We start from the raw sequence: 21,398 nt of genomic DNA on the forward strand, positions 1-21,398 counted from the left end.
CATGACCATGCACACCCTGTCCGTGCTGGTGGAGAACAAGCCGGGCGTGCTCGCCCGGGTCTCCGGCCTGTTCTCCCGGCGCGGGTTCAACATCGACAGCCTCGCGGTCGGCGAGACCGAGAACCCGGACGTCTCCCGGATCACCATCGTGGTCAACGCGGAGTCGTCCCCGCTGGAGCAGGTCACCAAGCAGCTGAACAAGCTCGTCAACGTCCTCAAGATCGTTGAGCTGGATCCCCAGGTCTCGGTCGCCCGGGAGTTGCTGCTGGTGAAGGTGCGCGCCGACCGGGCCGCGCGGTCGCAGGTGCTGGAGACCGTCAACCTCTTCCGCGCCCGCGTGGTCGACGTCGCACCGGACACACTGACCATCGAGGCCACCGGCACCCCGGACAAGCTCGACGCGCTCCTGCGCGACCTCGAAGCCTTCGGCATCAAGGAGATGGTCCAGTCCGGGCTGGTGGCCATCGGGCGCGGCTCGCGTTCGATCACCGCCGGTCCCGCGCTGCGGGCCGCCTGACCCGCCACCGGTCGGCCCTCGGCCGGCCGTACGGCGAATTCATCCGCACAGACCACGACGGGCCGCCCCGGCCGTCGTACGAAAGGGAAGTTCTCATGAGCGTTGAGGTGTACTACGACGACGATGCCGACCTCGGCCTGATCCAGGCCAAGAAGGTCGCGGTGATCGGCTACGGCAGCCAGGGCCACGCCCACGCGCTGTCGCTGCGCGACTCCGGCGTCGACGTGGTGATCGGTCTGCCGGAGGGCTCGAAGAGCCGCCCCAAGGCCGAGGAGCAGGGCCTTCGGGTGCTCACGCCGGCCGAGGCATCGGCCGAGGCGGACGTGATCATGGTGCTCGCACCGGACACCGCCCAGCGCAAGATCTATGCCGAGTCGATCGAGCCGCACCTGGCCCCCGGCAAGGCGATCTTCTTCGGCCACGGCTTCAACATCCGGTACGGCCTGATCAAGCCGCCGGCCGAAGTGGACGTGGCGATGGTCGCGCCGAAGGGCCCCGGCCACCTGGTCCGCCGCCAGTACAGCGACGGCAAGGGCGTGCCCTGTCTCGTCGCCGTCGAGCAGGACGCCAGCGGCAACGCGCTCGCGCTCGCCCTCGCGTACGCCAAGGGCATCGGCGGCACCCGGGCCGGCGCGATCAAGACCACCTTCACCGAGGAGACCGAGACCGACCTCTTCGGCGAGCAGGCGGTGCTCTGCGGCGGTGCCTCGGCGCTGGTGCAGACCGGTTTCGAGGTGCTCACCGAGGCGGGCTACGCCCCGGAGGTCGCCTACTTCGAGTGCCTGCACGAGCTGAAGCTGATCGTCGACCTCATGTACGAGGGCGGCATCGCGAAGATGCGCTACAGCATCTCCGACACCGCCGAGTACGGCGACCTCTCCCGCGGCTCGCGCATCATCGACTCCCGCGTCAAGGACGAGATGCGCAAGATCCTGGGTGAGATCCAGTCCGGCGAGTTCGCCCGCGAGTGGGTCGCCGAGGACGAGGCCGGCCGGCCCAACTTCACCAAGTGGCAGGCCGAGGGTGCGGCGCACCCGATCGAGGAGACCGGCAGGAAGCTGCGCGGCATGATGAGCTGGGTCGACCGCCCGATCACCGAAACCGCCTGACAGCACGCCCACGCTTTCTCTCCGACGGCCCCGGGTCGCGCTCTCCCCAGCGCAACCCGGGGCCGTCAACAGTGCCCTCACTCTGACCCTCACCCTCACCCCCGTCGATCTTGCACTTCCGCATGTCGATTTGCGGGGCGGTGCCCCTCAGGTCGCGACAGAAAGTGCAAGATCGCGGGGAGGGGCGCGTTTCGGTGCGATGAACGGCCGATGGCCGGGCTGTGAGGGCACTCACCCCGAAGACCGGAACACGCCGACCAGCGAGGCCCCTACGATCGCCTGTAGGTGCAGCAGCCGGCACCTGACGGCCACGGCACGGATCAGCGCAGGGCGCAGTGCGGCGCCCCGCCGCCCGGGCCGATCGCATACACGACCTCTACGAGGACCGATGAATCCTGTCGTACTGATCGCCGAAGAACTCGCCCCCGCCGCCATCGAGGTGCTCGCCCACGACTTCGACGTCCGTCACGTCGACGGCACCGACCGTCCGGCCCTGCTCTCGGCGCTCTCCGAGGCCGACGCCGTCATCGTGCGCAGCGCGACCCAGATCGACGCCGAGGCGGTCGCCGCCGCGCCGCGCCTCAAGGTGGTCGCCCGGGCGGGCGTCGGGCTGGACAACGTCGAGGTGCCGGCCGCCACCGCGCGGGGCGTCATGGTCGTCAACGCGCCCACCTCCAACATCGTCTCCGCCGCCGAGCAGGCCGTCGCGCTGCTGCTCGCCGTCGCCCGTAACACCGCGAGCGCCAGTTCCGCGCTCAAGGCGGGGGAGTGGAAGCGGTCGAAGTACACCGGCGTCGAGGTACAGGGCAAGACGGTGGGCGTGGTCGGGCTCGGACGTATCGGGGTGCTCTTCGCGTCTCGCATCGCCGCGTTCGGCACCCGGCTGATCGCGTACGACCCGTACATCCAGCCGGCCCGCGCGGCGCAGCTCGGCGTCCGCCTGGTCGGCCTGGAGGAGCTGCTGCGGGAGAGCGACTTCATCTCCATCCACCTGCCGAAGACGCCGGAGACGGTGGGGCTGATCGGTGAGAAGGAGCTGGCGCTCGTCAAGCCCGGCGTCCGAATCATCAACGCCGCCCGTGGTGGGCTGGTCGACGAGCAGGCGCTCGCGGACGCGATCGCCGAGGGTCGGGTCGCCGGCGCCGGCGTCGACGTCTACAGCAAGGAGCCGTGCACGTCGTCGCCGCTGTTCGCCTTCGACAACGTGGTGGCCACCCCGCACCTGGGCGCCTCCACCCACGAGGCGCAGGACAAGGCCGGTCTCGCCGTGGCCAAGAGCGTCAAGCTGGCGTTGCAGGGCGAGTTCGTTCCGGACGCGGTGAACGTGCAGGCCGGCGGTGTGGTCGCCGAGGACGTTCGGCCGTTGCTGCCGCTGGCGGAGAAGCTCGGCCGGGCGTTCACCGCGGTCGCCGGTGGGGTAGCCGCCAGCGTCACGGTCGAGGTTCGCGGTGAGATCGTCAGCCACGACGTGTCGGTGCTCAAGCTCGCCGCCACCAAGGGCCTGTTCAGCTCCGTGGTCGAGGAGCAGGTCACCTATGTCAACGCCCCGCACCTGGCGGCCGAGCGTGGCGTCGAGGTCACCCTGGCCACGCTGGCCGAGACGGCCGAGCAGCCGACCCTGGTCACGGTGCGCGGCGCGCTGCCGGACGGCCGGACGGTCAGTGTCTCCGGCACTGTCACCCACTCCGGCGCTCGGGACGTGCTGAAGCTGACCGAGGTGGACGGCTTCGACGTGGAGATCGGTGCGGAGGGCATCCTGCTCTTCCTGCGCTACGCCGACCGGCCCGGTGTGGTCGGCACGGTCGGTACCCTGCTCGGCGAGTCCGGCATCAACATCGCGGCCATGCAGGTGGCTCGTCGGGAGGCGGGCGGTGAGACGCTGATGACGCTCACCGTCGACCAGGCGCTCGGCGCCGACCTGCTCACCTCGGCCGCCGAGTCGATCGGCGCCACGGCGGCCAGCGCCGCCGACCTGCGCGACGAGTAGTAGCCGACGAACACCGTGGGGGGCCTGGCGATTCGCCGGGCCCCTCGTCATTTCCCGTTCGTGCCGCCGGTCAGGTCAGCCGGGCAGCCGCGCCGGCGGCGGGTAGACCGAGCCATCCTGTGGGTCGAAGAGCATCAGCCCGTGCTCGCCGGCCAGCCGCTCGATGTCCAGTAGCACCTGGTCCGCGCAGGTCGGGTGCAGGTTCAGCTCGACGTGGTCGTGGGCCGCGTGCAGCGGTGCCACCGCCCAGGGGCTGTTCGGGCCGGGGTGACGGTCCGGATAGGAGGCTGTGATCGCCCGGTAGAAGCTGACCACCCGCGGATCGGGGTAGCGGTCCACGTGCCGTCCCTGCCGGCAACCGTTGACCGCTGTCCGCACGTCGTCGGGTGTCGCCCCGTCCTCCAGGGCCCACACGCTCAGATCGAAACTCACGGCGGATAGCGTGCCATCCGTCGTTCATCATGTCGAAACTGCCTCGCCGCCGGTCAACCATCGATTGCCGCAGTCCCCGGTCAAGACGGTCCGGTGTGGAGACTCTTGCGTCGAGTTGCGTCGATTCGCTAGCGTACGCACTGCGGTCACTGGCCGAGTTCGAGGCGCCGGCCCGTCTTCGGGTGGCGCGGTCGACGTCCGGCCCGACCGGTCCGCACCCCTCGGTTGTGCGAGCCACGCGCACTCGTCGCTGATCGGCCCCCACTGTCGTTGCCGAGACCGTGGGGGCCGATCGCTACTTCGATCCGCTCAGCGACGGTGGGCGAAGAGCGCGCGATAGCCGGAGTTGCCCCGGAACCACGCCAGGCCGGTGGGGCCGGCGGCGTAGAGCGCTGTGGCGTAGGCGTCGGCGATCGCCAGGTCGGGGCCCACCACTGTGGCGGCGACGAGGTGACCGGCCGGCTCGCCGGTGTGTGGGTCGACCACGTGCCCCTGCCGTCCGCTCACCCCGGAGGTGCCGACCGCGCCGGCGGTCATCTCCAGCACCAGCGGCGCCCGTTCGGGTGCGGTCGGGTGGTGCACCGCGACCCGCCAGGGACCGCCGTGCGGCGCGCGGCCCCGGACGACGAGGTCAGCGCCGGCGAGGACGGCGTAGTCGTGGATGCCGGCGTTGCGCAGTCGCTCGGCGGCCCGTTCCACGGCCCAACCGCCGAGCAGGCCGCTCGGGTCGAAGCCGCCGGGCACCGCCCAGGCGTCGAACCACCCGTCGGTGGCCGCGCGCATCGCGGCGCAGCGGTCCACCAGATCGGCCAGCGGCGGGTACGACTCCGGGCTGATCTCGCCCCGGCGCAGTCGGGAGACCAGGCTCTCCGGCCGGTTGGGACCGTAGGTGAGGTCGATGGCGCGCAACTCGGCGACGCTGTCCCGCAGCGCCTCGCCCACGCCCCGGCGGCCGAGCCACTCGGGGGCGTTGAGCAGCAGGGTGTAATCGCCGGTCGCGGTGCGTACGGTGTGCTGCACCGCGATCCGGCCCTCGGTGGCGGCGGCCGGGTCGATCCGGTGCCGACGGCTGCCGAGTCGAAGGTCCGGCCGGCGGTTGCGGAACGCGGACGTGTCCGGCCAGCGGGTCCGCGGCTGCTCGTCGATGCGCATCGCATCTGCCCCCTCGCACATGGTGCCGCGTCAGCGCGACCCCGTTGGTCAGCAGGCCCCCGCGACCCACTGAGCACTACCGTAGGCAGCGGAGATGACCGCCCCATGAGTCCCAGCTGAGAGGGTGCTGTGCATCCGGGAATCCCAGATCGTGGACGCCGCGTACCGGGAGGCGGGACAGCGACGTACCGTTGCCCGAACGGAACCGTTGAGCAGAGGAGTGCGGTCGTGGCGCGGATCGCGGTGGTGGCCGGAGATGGCATCGGGCCCGAGGTGGTCGCGCAGGCCCGCAAGGTCCTCGACGCGGTGCTGCCCGACGTGCAGGCCACCGAGTACGACCTCGGCGCCGCCCGCTGGCACCGTAGCGGAGAGGTGCTGCCCGACTCGGTGCTGACCGAGCTGGCCGGGCACGACGCGATCCTGCTCGGCGCGGTCGGTGACCCGACGGTCCCGCCGGGTGTGCTGGAGCGCGGGCTGCTGCTCAAGCTCCGTTTCGCCTTCGATCAGTACGTCAACCTGCGCCCGTCCCGGCTCTGGCCCGGGGTCGCCGGCCCGCTGGGCAACGTGAAGCCGGGCGAGGTCGACCTCGTGGTGGTGCGCGAGGGCACCGAGGGTCTCTACGCCGGTGCCGGTGGTTCCCTGCACCGGGACACCCCGGCCGAGGTCGCCACCGAGGAGAGCCTGAACACCCGGCACGGCGTGGAGCGGGTGATCCGCGACGCGTTCGCCCGCGCCGGCCGCCGCGAACGGCGCAAGGTCACCCTCGTGCACAAGACCAACGTGCTCACCCACGCCGGGTCGCTCTGGGCGCGTACGTTCGACGCGGTCGCCGCCGAGCACCCGGACATCGAGACCGAGTACCAGCACGTCGACGCGGCGGCCATGTTCCTGGTCACCCAGCCGCAGCGCTACGACGTGGTGGTCACCGACAACCTCTTCGGCGACATCCTCACCGACATCGCGGCGGCCGTCACCGGCGGCATCGGGCTGGCCGCCAGCGGCTGCATCAACCCCGAGGGGGCGTACCCCTCGATGTTCGAGCCGGTGCACGGCTCGGCGCCGGACATCGCCGGGCAGGGCATCGCCGACCCGGTCGCCGCGGTGCTCTCCGCCGCGTTGCTGCTGGAGCAGCTCGGGCACAGCGAGTCGGCCGCTCGGGTCAACGCGGCGGTCGCCGCCGAGCTGGCCAGTCGTGTGCCGGGCGTCACGCTGCGTACCGAAGAGGTCGGCGACCGGCTCGCCGCCCACGCCGTAGCCTGATCACCCCGGCCCGCGCGGCGACCGGCCTGCCGCAGGCGGCCCGACCGGCGTTACCCGCTGAACGAGCGTTCGGGGTAAGTTTCTGGCACAGCCATGTCGGTGTGCGGTCCCGCATGCCGTTGTCCCGCAGGGAGGTCAGCGCGATGAGCGGTGGTGACAAGCTCGACTTCGAGATCCGTCCGAATCTCGCGCCGGTATCCGCCGCCGATCGGGCCGCACTGTTGACCAACCCGGGGTTCGGCCGGGTCTTCACCGACCACATGGTCACCGTCCGCTACGCCGACGGCAAGGGCTGGTACGACGCCCGGGTGGAGGCCCGAGCCCCGATCCCGATGGACCCGGCCAGCGCGGTGCTGCACTACGCGCAGGAGATCTTCGAAGGGCTCAAGGCGTACCGCACCGCCGACGGCGGCGTGACGATGTTCCGGCCGGACGCCAACGCGGCCCGCTTCGCCACCTCCGCACAGCGGATGGCGATGCCGGTGCTGCCGCCGGACGTGTTCGTCGACTCGCTGCACAAGCTCATCGAGATCGACCGGGAGTGGATCCCCACCGGCGAGGACGGCAGCCTCTACCTGCGGCCGTTCATGTTCGCCAACGAGGTCTTCCTCGGCGTCCGGCCGGCCAACGAATACCTCTACATGGTGATCGCCTCACCGGTCGGGGCGTACTTCACCGGTGGCGTCAAGCCGGTCACCGTCTGGGTCTCCCCGGACTACACCCGGGCCGCGCCCGGTGGCACCGGCGCGGCCAAGTGCGGCGGCAACTACGCCGCGTCGCTCGCCGCTCAGGCGGAGGCCATCGAGGCCGGCTGCGACCAGGTCGTCTTCCTGGACGCGGTGGAGCGCCGGTTCGTCGACGAACTGGGCGGCATGAACGTCTTCTTCGTCTACGACGACGGCACGGTGGTCACCCCACCGTTGACCGGCACGATCCTGCCGGGCATCACCCGCGACGCCGTCCTCACGCTGGCCGCCGGGGCCGGACACCAGGTCGAGGAGCGGCCGGTCAGCTTCGCCGACTGGCAGGCCGACGCCGCCAGCGGACGCCTGAAGGAGGTGTTCGCCTGCGGCACCGCAGCGGTGGTCACCCCGATCGGCGGGGTCCGCTTCCCGGACGGCGAGTTCCTCATCGGTGGTGGCGAGCCCGGTCAGGTCACCATGGCCCTGCGTCAGCAGTTGGTCGACATCCAGCGGGGCAAAACGGCCGACCCACACGGCTGGGTGCAGCGGGTCTTCTGATTCCCGTCGCCGCGCCGGCCCGTCCACCCGGACGGGCCCGCGCGGTCGGCTCTACGCGTCGCCGGGCTGCGCCTCGGCCAGCTCGTCGAGCAGGTGGTCGCGCAGCGCGGCGAGTTGCTCCTCGGTCACCCCGGCGTGGCGCAGGTACGCCTCGACCGAGCCGTGCCCCGCGCGCAACTCGTCCAGGAAGATCTGCATCGCCTCCGCGGGTGAGCTCAAAAACGGTGCCGGCACGTCCACGCCGCCCGGCGTGACGGAGGCCAGCCAGGCGCTGTACCGGGCCGACGCCACACTGCTCAACGCGTAGTCCGCGGTGATGTCCGCGTCGTCGACGCCGAGCACGGCGAGGGTCAACGCGCACACGATGCCGGTGCGGTCCTTGCCGGCGACGCAGTGCACCACCACCGGGGCGTTGGCGGAGTCGGCGATCAGGCCGACCGCCTCGGCCAGCCCGGCGGTGCCGGTCTGGGCCAGGTCGGCGTACCGGTCCGCGAGGTAGCGGGCCAGGCTGGCGCCCTCCTCGTGCGGCGTACCCGACCAGTCGGCGTGCTCCGGGTGGATGTTCCGGTAGGTCAGTCCCTGGTACTCCGGCACCCGGCCGTCGCGCTGCACCTCGGTCGGGCGGCGCAGGTCGATGACGGTACGGATCCCGATCGCGGCGAACGCGTCCCGGTCCTGCTCGGTGAGGCGGTGCAGCGAGTCGGAGCGGTAGAGCCGACCTCGGCGTACCGACCGGTCGTCGTGGCCGAGGTGGCCACCGACGTCGCGGAAGTTGAAGGTGGCGGGGAGCGAGAGCGGGGGGTTGTTCTCGGTGGCGTCCACGCTCACACGGTAACGGCCGGTGGGACAGTGCCCCACCGGCCGTCGGGTCGAACAGTCAGCGTGCGGTGCCGGGCGGGAGCGCGCCGTACGTCTCGTCGTAGTAGCCGCCGAGCTGATCCCGGTAGCTCGGGTCGCTGTGGCTGGTCTCGTCGTACTCCGGGGCGGCCTTGATCTGGTCCTGGGTCCGGTCGACGGAGACGGTGCGCTGGTCGTGGTCGACCTGGTTGACGGTGCCGGCCGGCAACATCACCTTCTTGCCGAAGATCCAGGGCCCGGTGTCCACGACCAGGTAGCTGCCGCCCACCTCGTGACTCGCGCTGTCGATCTTGCCGATTCCCCCGTCGGTGGCCTCGACCTTGTAGCCGACCAGGTCGACGTCGGCCACGCCGGCCTGGTCCCGGTAGCGCCAGGGGTCGAACGTGCCGGCCGGCGCACCGCCGGGCACCGCGCCCTGGTCGCCGCCGCGCAGCGGGTCCGGCCCGGCGTGGGTGGCGTGCGGATCGATCCTGTCCATGCCGTTCGCTCCTGACTGTCGCCGATCGTCTGCCGTAGCTGTCTGCGTCCCCGCAGGAGCTACCCGGCCGTCGGGGGCCGGAAACGGCGATCAGGCCAGTGCGGTCTCGGCGTCCAGGGTGATGGCCGCGGCGTGCACCACGGCCGAGATTCGCAGGGCGTCGTTCAGCTGCTCCCGGCTGAAGCCGCTGCCGCGCAGCTTCTTCTCGTGCAACGTCAGGCACACTTCGCAGCCGGTGACGGCCGACACGGCGAAACACCAGAGCTCGAAGTCGCCCTTGTCCACCCCCGGCCTCGCGATGATCCGCATCCGCAGTCGGGCCGGCATCGAGGCGTACCGCTCGTCGCCGATCAGGTGCTTGGCCCGGTAGTAGATGGTGTTCATCGCCATGATCGCCGCAGCGCCCTTGGCCGCCTCGACACCCTCCGGCCCGAGGTGCCCGAGCGCCTCGGCTGCGATCTCCCGCAACACCACCGGGTTGCGAGCGGTCACCGCACAGGCCAGCGCGACGCCCCAGGTCTGCGGCGAAGTCAGCGCCGAGGAACCGATCGTGGCGTCCAGGTTGAGCCTGATGTCGTTGGCGTACTCCGGCAGAGCCGCCCTGATCGCGTCCAGGCCCATGGTCAGAACCCGGAGGTCTCGTCGGCGATCCCCGCCGGGCTGATGGAGGTGAAACCCATCGGCCCGACGAAGACCACACACCACGTGCCCTCGTGGGACGTGTGGTTGACCGCCGTGGACGCGTTGTTGGCGCCCAGCGATACACAGGCGGCGAGGCCGTGCTCAGGTAAGCGGTCACTGACGGTGAGCACAGGTCCTCCTTGCAGATGGCACGGTGGCCATCATCGGATCCGTTCCCGATGCTTCCGCACGGCTGTTTCCCCCGACGCGTGGGCTGGGTGGCGTGTGAAGCCGATCACGAGCGGCGGTTCGGGGCGTACGAACCCTCCGTCACCATCCCGCTATATGGATTGTTCCTCCCACATTCGGGGCGAGGGTGGCAGAGTGGCCATCGTGACCAGCACCGCCCTGATTATTGCGACCTAGCGCGCCGGCTCTCCCCTCTGCCGAGCGCGCAGACCTCCCGCATCCGCGGGAGGTCTTTTTGTTGCTCCGAGAAAGGATCCTGATGACGTTCCAGGTCTTCGACACCACGTTGCGCGACGGCGCTCAGCGCGAGGGACTCACCTACTCGGTGGTCGACAAGCTGGCCGTGGCCCGGCTGCTCGACGAGTTCGGCGTCGGCTTCATCGAGGGCGGCTGGCCGGGCGCGGTGCCCAAGGACACCGAGTTCTTCCGCCGCGCCCGCACCGAGCTGGACCTGCGGCACGCCGTACTCGTCGCGTTCGGCGCCACCCGCAAGGCCGGCGTCGCGGTCGCGGACGACCCCCAGGTACGCGCCCTGCTGGACGCGCAGACCCCGGCCGTGGCCCTGGTCGCCAAGGCCGACACCCGGCACGTCGAGCGCGCGCTGCGCACCACCGGCGCGGAGAACCTCGCGATGATCCACGACACCGTCGACCACCTCGTCCGCGAGGGTCGACGGGTCTTCGTCGACGGCGAACACTTCTTCGACGGTTACCGGCACGACCCCGCGTACGGCGCCGCCGTGGTGCAGACCGCGCTCGCCGCCGGCGCCGAACGGATGGTGCTCTGCGACACCAACGGCGGCATGTTGCCGTCCCAGGTGACCGCCGTGATCCAGGACCTGACCAACAGGCTCGGGATCGACGCCGGGCTGCTCGGTATGCACGCCCAGAACGACACCGCCTGCGCGGTGGCCAACACCATCGCCGCCGTCGAGGCGGGCGTCCGCCACGTGCAGGGCACCGCCAACGGGTACGGCGAGCGCCCCGGCAACGCCGACATCTTCGCGGTCGTCGCCAACCTCCAACTCAAGCTCGGCATGCCCGTCCTACCGGAGGGCTGCCTGGCGCAGATGGTGCGGGTCTCGCACGCCATCGCCGAGATCGCCAACATCGCCCCCGACACCCACCAGGCGTACGCCGGGGCCGCCGCCTTCGCCCACAAAGCGGGGCTGCACGCGAGCGCGATCAAGGTCGACCCGTTGCTCTACAACCACGTGGACCCGTCGGTGGTGGGCAACGACATGCGGATCCTGGTCACGGAGATGGCCGGTCGGGCCAGCGTCGAGCTCAAGAGTCGTGAGCTCGGCCTGGACCTGGCCGCCAGCCCGGACGCCCTGAACCGGGTCACCAAGCGGGTCAAGGAGTTGGAGGCGGGTGGCTGGTCGTTCGAGGCGGCCGACGCCTCGTTCGAGCTGCTGGTGCGCTCCGAGATGCCGGAGGGCAGCCCGGCCCGACCGTTCACCCTGGAGTCGTACCGGGTGTTGGTCGAGCACCGTGAGGACGGCGCCGTGGTCTCCGAGGCGACCGTCAAGATCCGGGTCCGCGGTGAGCGGGTGATCGCCACCGCCGAGGGCAACGGCCCGGTCAACGCCCTCGACGAGGCGCTGCGGGTGGGGCTGGCGCGGCACTATCCGCAACTGCGCGACTTCGAGTTGGCCGACTACAAGGTGCGGATCCTGGAGGGCAGTCACGGCACCGGCGCGGTCACCCGGGTGCTGCTGGAAACCTCGAACGGCAACGGCCGCGACTGGACCACGGTAGGCGTCCACCCCAACGTGGTCGAAGCCAGCTGGCACGCCCTGGTGGACGCCCTGACCTACGGCCTAGCCCCCACCCCCGTCTAACCCCCACCGCCACACCCCCGCCCACACCGCCCCCCGCCCCCGCCCCCGCTCTCGCCGATCTTGCACTTTGTGTCGACGTCATGCGGCTTTTGTCGCTGATGCCGGGACAGAAAGTGCAAGATCGGCGCGGTGGGGCGGGGGTGGGGCGGGGGGTTAGGGGGTTTGGGGGAGGGTGAGGGTGGCTTGGAGGGGGCGGTGGTCGGTGTTGGGGAGGGTCAGCACCTGCACGGAGCGGACCGCTATCCGGTGGTCGACCAGGACGTGGTCGATGGTGACGGGTGGGATGAGATCGCCGTCGTACGGGCCCCAGGTGCCGGTCAGACCCTGCCCTGTCGCGTCGGCGGCATCGACGTATCCGCTGCGCAGCAGTGCCCGCAGTGGACTGTGGTCGAGGGTCGCGTTGAAGTCTCCGGCGAGGATCCGCAGGCCACCGTCCGGGGTGGCCGGAGGTTGGGCGGTCAGGTCGGCACGCCAGGCACCCACCTGGTCCAGCGCGTACGGTGCCGAGGGGTGGGCCGACTCGACGCGGACCGGGGGCCCGCCGGGGACGGACACCGTCGCGTACGCCTGGCTGAAGCCCCAGCCGTCGAGGTTGCGTCGGACGCCACCGTCGGTGATCGCCCACCGTGAGTAGAGCCCGGAGCCGGTGGTGCCGATCTCGGGGTTGAGCTTCCGGTGCGGCAGCAGCGTGGCGAGACCGAGTTGATCCAGGGCGGCCTGCGCGTCGGGCGTGAACTCCTGCACGGTGAGCACGTCCACCCGGTGTCGCCGGATGAGCTCCACCAGTGTCCGCGCGTCGCCGGCACCGGCCAGCAGATTGGCGGTGAGCAGCCGAACCGTCGGCCCGGCCGCTGCCGGCTGCGGGTTGGCCAGCGCCCGAGGTGCGACGGCACCGAGCAACGCCACCGCCGCCAGGGCCGCGACCGCCGCCGGCCACCAGCGCCGCAGGGCGAGCGTGAGAGCCAGGACCAGCACGCTGACCCCCGCGACGTACGGCGTGAACGCGAGCGCCTGCACCAGCGGCCCCCGGTCCAGGCCGACCAGTCGGGCTACCGCCCAGAGGGCGGTGGGTACGACGGCAACCCAGCAGAGCGCAGTGCCGAGCCGGGCGTTCCGGTGCGCGGATGGCGCGTCGACGATCACGAAGATGATCCTAGTAGGGCCCGGCGAAACCATTTCATGAATGGTGATGCGCTCACATTTCATCATTGTCTGACGGTTGGTTGACACCCCGGAAAAGCGAGATCAACTATTGACTGGTGGCTTTTTCCGGTGCTACGTTCCATCTGGCTTAAACGACGCAACTCTGAGTAGTAACAGCAGCTCAGAGGGGATGTAGATTGCTGAGAAATCAATCTCGTCGGGTGTGAGCAAGGCAGCTTTCGCCCGCCTAACTGTCGTCGTACGCCTATTTGTTGGCAGTCATCCGTCCCGCCCCGCGGGTCGGCCGAATTCGCACGCTCACACAAGGGGGACCTGTCATGAGCACATCCTTCCGACGTAAGGTGGCGGCGGTCACGTTCGCTGTCCTGGGGCTCAGTCTCGCCGGCGGGGGCATCGCTATCGCCCAGCCGTCGGCGAAGGCGCCGCAGGAAACGGTCCAGCCGGCCCGCGGCACGAACTCCCAGCCGCCGGTCAGCGCCGAGTCGGCGCGTCTCGCGAAAGCCGCGCTGAAGGCGAACGCGGCCACCCCACTGGTGGCCACCAACGTCTACACCGTCGTCAACTCCAATGGCACCAAGGCGCGCGGCACCGGCACCGTGGTCAAGTACGGCGTCGGGGAGTACGAGGTGATCTTCGGTTACAACGTCTCGGCCGGCGCCTTCCTGGCCACCCTGTCCCTGTCCGGCTCCTGCTGCATCCCGCCGGGCGGCGAGGTCTCGGTCGCCCCGCGGCTGCTGACGCCCAACGCGGTCTTCGTGCAGACCCGCAACTCGGCCGGGGTGCCGGCCAACCTGGGCTTCACCCTGCTCACCCACACACCCTGACCGACCCGACATCCGGCCCCCGTCGCATCCGGCACGGGGGCCGGACTCTGTCCGCTCAGCGCGCCGGCCGCTACCTCGGCCGGCCTGGCCGGGTAATCCGATCCACCCGGCTGTCGGTAACCCGGGGTGTCCCGATCATGCGGACGCCCCGACTTCCCTGAACCCGAGCGGATCGGCCCGCTCATCGGCGTCGCCGTCGACCCGGGTCAGCTCCGCGTCGGGCGACGGCAGCCTCGCGAGATCGGCGAGGGCTGTCCTCGACCGGTTCGTGCCCGGTCGGGCATCCGGCGGTTGGTCACCTGCCGGTTGTGCGCTCCTCGGCGGGCTCGCGACGGTCGTCACCCTTGCGCGCGGCTCATCCCCGTTCCGGCCACTCCGGGCCGGTCCGGGCCGCACAATCCCACGTTTGCCGGACGTGTGCCCGGGAAGCAAGCACCGTGACGGACATCTCGGACACCCTGGCCAGCATGCCCAGCCCGGTCGATCCGGAGCCGACCGGCATCGAGCTGGAACAGACCCTCTTCGAGGTCAAACGCGTGATCGTCGGGCAGGATCGCCTCGTCGAACGCCTGCTCACCGCCCTGGTCGCCAACGGACACTGCCTCCTGGAGGGGGTGCCCGGCGTGGCCAAGACACTGGCCGCGCAGACCCTCGCGACGGTGGTCGGCGGCACCTTCTCCCGGATCCAGTTCACCCCGGACCTGGTGCCCTCCGACATAGTCGGCACCCGGATCTACCGGGCGTCCAAGGAGACCTTCGACATCGAGCTGGGCCCGATCATGGCCAACCTGGTGCTGGCCGACGAGATCAACCGGGCCCCGGCCAAGGTCCAGTCGGCGCTGCTGGAGGCGATGGCCGAACGGCAGGTCTCCATCGGTGGGCGCAGCTGGCCGGTGCCGGAGCCGTTCCTGGTGCTGGCCACCCAGAACCCGATCGAGTCCGAGGGGGTCTACCAGCTCCCGGAGGCGCAGCGTGACCGGTTCCTGATGAAGGTGGTCGTCGACTACCCCAGCGACGCCGACGAGCTGGCCATCCTCTACCGGATGAGCACCGACCGACCGACCCCGCGCCAGGTGCTCGACGCCCAACGGCTGCGGGACCTCCAGACCCACGCCGAGCGGGTCTTCGTCCACCACGCGTTGGCCGAGTACGTGGTGCGGCTGATCCTCGCCACCCGCGACCCGGGCCGGTTCGGGCTACCGGAGATCGCCCCGCTGTTGGCGTACGGGGCCAGCCCCCGAGCAACCCTGGGCCTGGTCGCGGCGGCCCGGGCGCAGGCCCTGCTGCGAGGGCGGGAGTACGTGCTACCCGAGGACATCCGCGAGCTGGCCGTCGACGTCCTCGCCCACCGGCTGGTGCTCTCCTTCGACGCGGTGGCCGACGGGGTGACGGCTGAGAGCGTGGTGCGACGGCTCGTCGATGCGGTACCGCCGCCCCGGCTGGCCGCCGGACACCCGCAGCAGACACCGGATCTGGCGGCGGCATGAGACGCGCCACCGTCGCGCCAGCCGACCCCGGCCTGGCCGAGCTGGCCCCGGACCAGCGCCTGCGTCGCCTGGAGCTGACCGTCACGCGTCGGCTGAACGGCCTGCTGCACGGCCAGTACCGTGGACTGCTGCCCGGTCCCGGCAGTGAACCCTCCGGCAGTCGCGAATACCGGCCGGGCGAGGACGAGGTGCGCCGGATGGACTGGGCGGTGACCGCCCGGACCGCCGTCCCGCACGTCCGGCAGGTCGACGCCGACCGGGAGCTGACCACCTGGCTGCTCGTCGACGGCAGCGCCAGCATGGAGTTCGGCACCGCCGAGCTGGACAAACGGGAACTGGCGGTGGCTGCCGTCGCGGCGGTCGGTTTCCTGACCGCGGGCGTCGGCAACCGCCTGGGCGCACAGGTGCTGCGCGCCGACGGGGTACGCCGCTTCCCGGCCCGCAGCGGGCGTACCCACCTGCTCTCCCTGCTCCGCGCGCTGCTCGCCGCCCCCCGGGCCACCGCGCCCACCGGCCGGCCGGCGCGAGTGCCGGCGACCCGACCGCCCGACCTGGCGGACGGGCTCGACGCGCTGCACCGGATCGCCAACCGGCGTGGGCTGGTCGTGGTGGTCTCCGACTTCCTCGACGGCCTGCCCGACGACGCCGCGCAGGCAGCACCCTGGGAGCGGACCATGCGCCGGCTGGCCGTCCGGCACCAGGTGCTGGCGATCGAGGTGACCGACCCCCGGGAGCTGGAACTACCGGACGTCGGCCTGATCACGCTCGTCGACCCGGAGACCGGTCGACACCGTGAGGTGTGCACATCGGACCGTGGGCTGCGCGAGCGGTACGCCGAGGCCGCCACCGCCCAGCGCGAACAGGTCCACCAGGCGCTGCGCCGCAGCGGGGCCACCCATCTGCCGCTGCGCACCGACGGCGACTGGAGCGCCGACATCGTCCGGCACGTGCACGCCCAGCGTCGGCTGGCCGCCGCGCCGGTCGGCCGGCCCCGGGGAGGTGCCGCGTGATCTGGCAGTCGCCGCTGCGACTCTGGCTGCTGCTCGGCGTGCTCGCCCTGGTCGTCGCGTACCTGGTGCTGCAACGGCGACGCAGCCGGTACGCGGTCCGCTTCACCAACCTGCGGCTGCTGGACCGGGTGGCGCCGGAGCGGCCCGCCTGGCGTCGGCACGTACCGGCGGGGCTCTTCCTGGCCATGCTGGCGCTGCTCGTGGTCGGCTTCGCCCGACCGAGCGCCGAGGTGCGGGTGCCCCGGGAACGGGCCACGGTGATGGTGGCGGTGGACGTCTCCACGTCGATGCTCGCCACCGACGTCGAACCGGACCGGCTGGCCGCAGCCAAGGAAGCCGCCCGGCGCTTCGTCAAGGGCCTGCCCGACGAGTTCAACGTCGGTCTCGTCGCGTTCGCCGGCAGTGCCGCCGTACTGGTGCCGCCGAGCACCGACCGGGACGCCCTCGACGAGGGGATCGACCGGCTCGCCGAGGGCATCACCGGCGTCCAGGGCACCGCGATCGGCGAGGCCATCAACACCTCACTCGGCGCGGTCAAGAGCCTCGACAGCGAGGCCGCGAAGGAGACCCCACCCGCCCGGGTCATCCTGCTCTCCGACGGTGCCAACACCTCCGGAATGGACCCCATGGAGGCGGCCGCGGAAGCGGTGAAGGCGGAGGTGCCGGTGCACTCGATCTCGTTCGGCACCCCGTCCGGGTTCGTCGACCGAGGTGGACGGCCCATTCAGGTGCCGGTGGACGGACAGACCCTCAGGGCGGTCGCCGAGGAGACCGGCGGCATGTTCCACGAGGCCAGCACCACCGACGAGCTGCGCGCCGTCTACGACGACATCGGCAGTTCGGTCGGCTACCGCACCGAGCGGCAGGACATCTCGGCCCGCTTCATCGGCCTCGGACTGGTGTTCGCCATGGGCGCCGCCGCCGGCTCGATGCGCTGGTTCTCCCGGCTGCCCTGACCGCCGCGCACCACCGACGTCGACAGTGAGGAGTACGCATGGCAGTGCAGACCGGACTGGGCGAACCGCGCGGTCCCTGGTTCATCTCACCGGAACTCGACCCGGACGGGCGCGGGTGGTGGGACGCTCCCGAGCGCGACCCGGGCGGGCGACGGCCCGGGCGGCTGTTCACCGTGTTGGCCGTGGTGGCGGTCTCGGCCGTCTCCGGTGCTCTCGCCGGCGGCGTGGTGGCCAGTCGGGACGGGGCTGGTGGCCCGGCCGCGGCGTCCGCCGCCCCGGTGCCGGCCGAGCTGGTCACCGCTGCCGCGCGGACCGTACCCGGGGTGGTGTCGGTGCTGGCCGGCGGCGCGAGCAGCGGATCCGCGACCGGCTCCGGCTTCGCCGTGGACGACCAGCAGCACCTGATCACCAACGACCACATCCTGGCCAAGGGCGGCGGCGGACCGGTGACCGTCGAGCTGCCCGACGGCCGCCGGTTCGCCGCCGAGGTGGTCGGACGGGAACCGCGCAGCGACCTGGCGGTGCTGAAGGTGCCGGCATCGGCCGGTCTCACCCCGCTGCCCCTGGCCAAGCCCGGCGCGACCCGGGTCGGTGAGCCGGTGCTCGCGGTCGGTTCGCCGCTCGGTCTGGCGGGGACGGTCACCGCCGGCATCGTCAGCGCGCTCGACCGGGAGGTGCGGCTCGGCAACAACCGGCACACGGCGGTGCAGACCGACGCGTCGATCAACCCCGGCAACTCCGGTGGGCCACTGGTCAACGCGCGCGGGGAGGTGGTCGGGGTGAACACCGCGATCGCCACCATCGATGGAAACGGCTCGATCGGCATCGGGTTCGCCATCCCGATCGACCAGGTGCAGCAGACCGCCGACACGATCATCGGCAAGGGCGGCTGAGCTGCGCGAACGCCCTGACGGGGCCAGCACTGTCGGATATCCGGCCGGACGGCATCGGACAATGGAAATATGACGCTCGGTATGGATACTGGCTGAGGTGGAGCGTCCTCTTCTCACGGTCCTCCTGCTGGTGGGCCTGGTCATCGGATGTGCAGTGGGGTCGGCGTACGCCCGGGCACGGCGAGGGTGGAACGATTACCAGACCGTCAAGAAATCGGTGCCAGGCGCTCGTCGTGGCGCCTGGTCACTGATCCGCGGCGTCGTCGTGAAGGCCGCGGTCATCGGGGTGCTGCTCTTCGGCGCGGTGGCGTACGCGGCCGTCGGCTCCGACGAGGAGACCGCCGGGCCCGCGCCCAGCCAGTCCCCGACGCAGAGTGAGCCTCCGCACCGATGACCCCCGGCAGGTCGTCGCGGGTTAGCCTCGGGACGTGGACGACGGACTGCGGGTGACCGACCGGTGGGTCGTCCCCGCCGGGGAGCTACGGGAGCGCTTCTCCCGCTCGTCGGGGCCGGGCGGGCAGGGCGTGAACACCGCGGACTCCCGGGTCGAGCTGAGCTACGACCTGGCCAACTCGCCGACCGTGCCCGAGTGGCTGCGGTCGCGGGCGCTGGCCCGGCTGGCCAACCGCCTCGTCGACGGGGTGCTGACGATCGCCGCCAGCGAACACCGGGCCCAGTTGGCCAACCGGGAGGCGGCCCGGGCCCGGATGACAGCTCTGCTGCGGGAGGCCGCCGCGCCCCCACCGCCGGCCCGCCGTGCCACCCGCCCGTCACGCGGGGCCAAGGAACGCCGACTGGCCGAGAAGAAGCGCCAGTCCCAACGCAAACGAGACCGCCGCGCCGACGACGACTAGCCCGGGACGGCGGCGAGCAGCCGGTCGCGCAGCACGGCGGCACGCTCGGCGAAGCCGCGCTGCGCCGCCGCGTACTCCGCCCGGCCGTCCGGGGTCTCCACCCGCACCGGCGGGTAGCCGAGGGCCGCCAGGTCGTACGGACTGGCCCGCATGTCCAGCGTGCGGATGTCCCGGGCCAGGTCGAACGCGTCGGCCACCAGCTCCGAGGCGACCAACGGCGACAACTTGTACGCCCACTTGTAGAGATCCATGTTGGCGTGCAGGCAACCTGGCTGCTCGTGCGCGTGCTGCGTCTCCCGGCTGGGGGTGAGCAGGTTCAGCGGGCGGGCCGGCGGGGTGAAGAACCGGAACGCGTCGAAGTGGCTGCACCGCACGCCCCGCTCCTCGACGACCTCGGCGGTGCGTTCCGCGTCGAGCCGCAGCGGCCAGGCGTTGTGCCGCAACTCCTCCCGGGTCTGCCGGTAGACCATCGCCCACTCGTGCATCCCGAAGCAGCCGAAGTGCGGCGCCCGTCCCCGGGTCGCCTCCAGCAGCGAGCGGATCCAGGCGATCGACTCCCCGCGCCGCGCGCGTACCCCCTCGGTGTCGAGGGTGACCCCGGCGGTGCCGGCGCGGTAGTCGCGGCCGAACTCGGCCGGGTCGGCGTCCCGTAGCTCGACCCCGGGCCCCGGATGCCAGCGCCGCAGCTGGGCCGGACGGTGCGAGTAGTAGGTGAACAGGAAGTCGGCCACCGGATGCCGCTCACCGCGTCGTCGCCGGGCCAGGTGCGGGGTCAGCCAGACATCCACCCGCTCCTCGTGGGCCCGCCGGCGGGCCTGCCACTGCGCCGCGTCGAGCACGGCGGGGGCGAGGGCGGCGGTCACGCACCCCAGGGTACGACCGCCGCCCGCGCACCCGGTCAGGGCATCTGCACCCGGACGCCTGCGGAGAACACCCCGCTGCGCAGCTCCAACTGCTGGGGCGGGTCCCGCCCGTCGACGGTGAAGACCAGCGGGAGCACCATCCGGGTGCCCGCCGCCATCGGGTCGGCGAAGACGTCCCGACCCAGATTCGCCGTCCGGGTGGCCGACTCGTCGGTGCTCACCCAGCGCCCACCGGGCAGGTACGCCCGTTGCAGCTCGCTGTGCCAGGGCTGGTGGTCGCCGGTGACGTTGCGCACCCCGACGGTGGCCTCGCAGCGTCGCCCGTCGGCCGGTGCGGCACCGCCGCCGGCGGCCTTCCCGGCGGTGCCGGGCGCGCCGCACGTCATCCGGTACACGGTGAACTCGAACGCCGACTCGCGCAGCGGCACTCCCATCGCCCCGGCGACCCCGGTGCCCACCCACGCGCCGCTGGTGGGCTGCTTCTGTGTGTCGATAGCTGAGACCTGCCGGGTCGCCGTCCAACCCGCGGTGCCGACCACGCCGGCGAGCACCACCACGGCGGCACCCACCACCATCCAGACCGGCGGGGTACGCCGACGCCGCACCGGACTCGGGGCTGCCGGCCGGGGATAGACCGTCCCGCGACCATCCTCGGCGCCGCCGCCGGTGGCGAGCGCGGCAGCCGTCACCCGACGCCCGCGCCGACGTCGCCACACCCAGACCAGGGTGGCACCGATCAGCAGCAGGACCGCCAGTCCGGCGAGCAGCACCGGGTAGCGACGCCACGGCGGTGCCTCGCTCACCTCGGCCGCCGGTGCCGCTGCCGCCTGCCAGGTGGCCGTTGCGCAGTCGTACGGCCGGCTGCCGTCACTGGTGAACGCGCAGGTCGGCGCGGTCAGCGGCCGGCCCGGCGCGGTCGCCGCGAGCGCGGTGCCCAGGGTGGTGGTGCTGTGCGCGGGCAGCCGCAGCCGCCAGGTCACCTCGGTGGCCGATCCGCCGGCCGGAGTGGACCGGCCACCACCGCTGATCGCGGTCGTCGACGAGCCGGGCGGCAGTTCCTGACGCACCGTGGTCTCCAGCGGCGAGTTGCTCACGTTGCGCACCTGGATCCGGTACCTCGGTGCCGCGCTGCTCTCCGTCGCCACCGCCACGGTGACCTGTTGCGGGGGCGCCGAGGCGGGTGCCCGGGTCGGTGGTGCCATCGCCGGTGGCGCCGAGGGTGGGGTGGGCTCGGTCACTCGCGCGACCATCGCCACCGGCGGCCGGGTCCCCACCGGTGCCGGTGTGGCGGCCGGTGGTGCCGTGGCGGCCGGTGGTGCGGCGGCCGTCGGTTCTGGCGTGGCGGCCGGTGGTCGGTGCGTGGCCGCCGGTGGTCCTTGGGTGGCGGCCGGTGGTCGTGGCGTGGCCGCCACCTCCGGGGCCGCCGTCGGTAGGGCCGGCACGGCGGCGAGGATGCCGAGGCAGTGCACGAACACTGCGAGGGCTCTGTGGTGTCGTGTCGATGCAGGCATACGAACGAACCTCCGGAGCCGACGCTAGGGGCCGGCCGGCTCCGTGCGGGTACGAAGTCGAGAAGTCCACCCCGGTCACCTCCGGCTCG

The 21,398-nt window shown here is 71.9% G+C and carries 22 protein-coding genes; 13 read left to right on the plus strand and 9 right to left on the minus strand.

What is annotated here, in order from left to right:
• Nucleotide 1: 1 nt before the first annotated feature.
• From ilvN to serA, 3 genes are all read left to right on the plus strand, one after another.
• Nucleotides 2-517, plus strand: coding sequence for an acetolactate synthase small subunit (gene ilvN / locus AB0877_RS09735; protein ID WP_088991111.1), 516 nt, complete (start codon nt 2-4; stop codon nt 515-517).
• Between the two features lie 95 nt (nt 518-612).
• Nucleotides 613-1,626, plus strand: coding sequence for a ketol-acid reductoisomerase (gene ilvC / locus AB0877_RS09740; RefSeq protein WP_366608188.1), 1,014 nt, complete (start codon nt 613-615; stop codon nt 1,624-1,626).
• Between the two features lie 388 nt (nt 1,627-2,014).
• Nucleotides 2,015-3,613, plus strand: coding sequence for a phosphoglycerate dehydrogenase (serA, locus tag AB0877_RS09745; protein ID WP_112582056.1), 1,599 nt, complete (start codon nt 2,015-2,017; stop codon nt 3,611-3,613).
• A gap of 75 nt (nt 3,614-3,688) precedes the next feature.
• Here serA and AB0877_RS09750 read toward each other — a convergent pair whose 3' ends face one another.
• Nucleotides 3,689-4,045 carry a hypothetical protein gene (locus AB0877_RS09750; protein ID WP_366608189.1) on the minus strand — a complete coding sequence of 119 codons (357 nt, stop codon included), beginning with the start codon at nt 4,043-4,045 and terminating at the stop codon, nt 3,689-3,691.
• Between the two features lie 309 nt (nt 4,046-4,354).
• Complete coding sequence (locus AB0877_RS09755) at nt 4,355-5,197, minus strand: FAD:protein FMN transferase (RefSeq protein ID WP_366608190.1); 843 nt, start codon at nt 5,195-5,197, stop codon at nt 4,355-4,357.
• A gap of 228 nt (nt 5,198-5,425) precedes the next feature.
• Between AB0877_RS09755 and AB0877_RS09760 the strand changes: the two genes are divergently transcribed.
• Both AB0877_RS09760 and AB0877_RS09765 read left to right on the plus strand, forming a co-directional pair.
• The gene (locus AB0877_RS09760) at nt 5,426-6,457 is read left to right on the plus strand and encodes a 3-isopropylmalate dehydrogenase (RefSeq protein ID WP_366608191.1); all 1,032 of its coding nucleotides are present in this window, start codon (nt 5,426-5,428) and stop codon (nt 6,455-6,457) included.
• A 143-nt stretch (nt 6,458-6,600) separates the two neighbouring features.
• A complete protein-coding gene (locus AB0877_RS09765; protein ID WP_366608192.1) occupies nt 6,601-7,698 on the plus strand; it encodes a branched-chain amino acid aminotransferase in 1,098 nt (365 codons plus the stop codon).
• A 51-nt stretch (nt 7,699-7,749) separates the two neighbouring features.
• Here the strand turns inward: AB0877_RS09765 and AB0877_RS09770 are convergent, their stop codons facing one another.
• The 4 genes from AB0877_RS09770 to AB0877_RS09785 all read right to left on the minus strand — a co-directional run bounded on the left by AB0877_RS09770 (nt 7,750) and on the right by AB0877_RS09785 (nt 9,846).
• Nucleotides 7,750-8,520, minus strand: coding sequence for a tyrosine-protein phosphatase (locus AB0877_RS09770; protein WP_366608193.1), 771 nt, complete (start codon nt 8,518-8,520; stop codon nt 7,750-7,752).
• A 55-nt stretch (nt 8,521-8,575) separates the two neighbouring features.
• On the minus strand, nt 8,576-9,034 hold the full coding sequence (locus AB0877_RS09775) for a PRC-barrel domain containing protein (protein WP_355005300.1): 459 nt from the start codon (nt 9,032-9,034) through the stop codon (nt 8,576-8,578).
• 90 nt (nt 9,035-9,124) lie between these two features.
• Nucleotides 9,125-9,655 (minus strand): carboxymuconolactone decarboxylase family protein, encoded by a 531-nt coding sequence (locus tag AB0877_RS09780; protein WP_366608194.1) that lies wholly within the window; start codon nt 9,653-9,655, stop codon nt 9,125-9,127.
• A 2-nt stretch (nt 9,656-9,657) separates the two neighbouring features.
• Nucleotides 9,658-9,846 (minus strand): hypothetical protein, encoded by a 189-nt coding sequence (locus AB0877_RS09785; RefSeq protein WP_366608195.1) that lies wholly within the window; start codon nt 9,844-9,846, stop codon nt 9,658-9,660.
• Between the two features lie 317 nt (nt 9,847-10,163).
• Here AB0877_RS09785 and cimA point away from each other — a divergent pair, with 317 nt between their 5' ends.
• Nucleotides 10,164-11,747: a citramalate synthase gene (gene cimA / locus AB0877_RS09790; protein ID WP_366608196.1), complete on the plus strand. Its 1,584-nt coding sequence runs from the start codon at nt 10,164-10,166 to the stop codon at nt 11,745-11,747.
• Between the two features lie 153 nt (nt 11,748-11,900).
• On the opposite strand, the gene AB0877_RS09795 is transcribed toward cimA, so the two are convergent.
• The gene (locus AB0877_RS09795; RefSeq protein ID WP_366608424.1) at nt 11,901-12,887 is read right to left on the minus strand and encodes an endonuclease/exonuclease/phosphatase family protein; all 987 of its coding nucleotides are present in this window, start codon (nt 12,885-12,887) and stop codon (nt 11,901-11,903) included.
• A gap of 341 nt (nt 12,888-13,228) precedes the next feature.
• Between AB0877_RS09795 and AB0877_RS09800 the strand changes: the two genes are divergently transcribed.
• The 7 genes from AB0877_RS09800 (at nt 13,229) to arfB (ending at nt 18,935) form a co-directional block, all read left to right on the plus strand.
• Nucleotides 13,229-13,735, plus strand: a complete 507-nt coding sequence (locus AB0877_RS09800; RefSeq protein ID WP_366608197.1) for a hypothetical protein — start codon at nt 13,229-13,231, stop codon at nt 13,733-13,735.
• A 437-nt stretch (nt 13,736-14,172) separates the two neighbouring features.
• Nucleotides 14,173-15,222: a MoxR family ATPase gene (locus AB0877_RS09805; RefSeq protein WP_366608198.1), complete on the plus strand. Its 1,050-nt coding sequence runs from the start codon at nt 14,173-14,175 to the stop codon at nt 15,220-15,222.
• Entirely contained in the window at nt 15,219-16,232 is a 1,014-nt protein-coding gene (locus AB0877_RS09810) for a DUF58 domain-containing protein (RefSeq protein WP_366608199.1), read from the plus strand. The genes AB0877_RS09805 and AB0877_RS09810 overlap by 4 nt, the downstream gene beginning before the upstream one ends.
• Entirely contained in the window at nt 16,229-17,188 is a 960-nt protein-coding gene (locus tag AB0877_RS09815) for a VWA domain-containing protein (protein ID WP_366608200.1), read from the plus strand. Before AB0877_RS09810 ends, AB0877_RS09815 begins: the two co-directional genes overlap by 4 nt.
• A 38-nt stretch (nt 17,189-17,226) precedes the next feature.
• Complete coding sequence (locus tag AB0877_RS09820) at nt 17,227-18,081, plus strand: trypsin-like peptidase domain-containing protein (protein ID WP_366608201.1); 855 nt, start codon at nt 17,227-17,229, stop codon at nt 18,079-18,081.
• A gap of 97 nt (nt 18,082-18,178) precedes the next feature.
• A complete protein-coding gene (locus tag AB0877_RS09825) occupies nt 18,179-18,475 on the plus strand; it encodes a hypothetical protein (RefSeq protein ID WP_210786404.1) in 297 nt (98 codons plus the stop codon).
• 34 nt (nt 18,476-18,509) lie between these two features.
• Nucleotides 18,510-18,935, plus strand: a complete 426-nt coding sequence (gene arfB / locus AB0877_RS09830) for an alternative ribosome rescue aminoacyl-tRNA hydrolase ArfB (RefSeq protein WP_366608202.1) — start codon at nt 18,510-18,512, stop codon at nt 18,933-18,935.
• On the opposite strand, the gene AB0877_RS09835 is transcribed toward arfB, so the two are convergent.
• Both AB0877_RS09835 and AB0877_RS09840 read right to left on the minus strand, forming a co-directional pair.
• The gene (locus AB0877_RS09835; protein ID WP_366608203.1) at nt 18,932-19,798 is read right to left on the minus strand and encodes a 3-methyladenine DNA glycosylase; all 867 of its coding nucleotides are present in this window, start codon (nt 19,796-19,798) and stop codon (nt 18,932-18,934) included. The two genes, arfB and AB0877_RS09835, sit on opposite strands and share 4 nt — an antisense overlap.
• A gap of 35 nt (nt 19,799-19,833) precedes the next feature.
• Complete coding sequence (locus AB0877_RS09840) at nt 19,834-21,309, minus strand: hypothetical protein (protein WP_366608204.1); 1,476 nt, start codon at nt 21,307-21,309, stop codon at nt 19,834-19,836.
• Nucleotides 21,310-21,398 lie beyond the last annotated feature (89 nt).

It is taken from the genome of Micromonospora sp. NPDC047644 (genome assembly GCF_040704315.1).
Taxonomy (GTDB): domain Bacteria; phylum Actinomycetota; class Actinomycetes; order Mycobacteriales; family Micromonosporaceae; genus Micromonospora.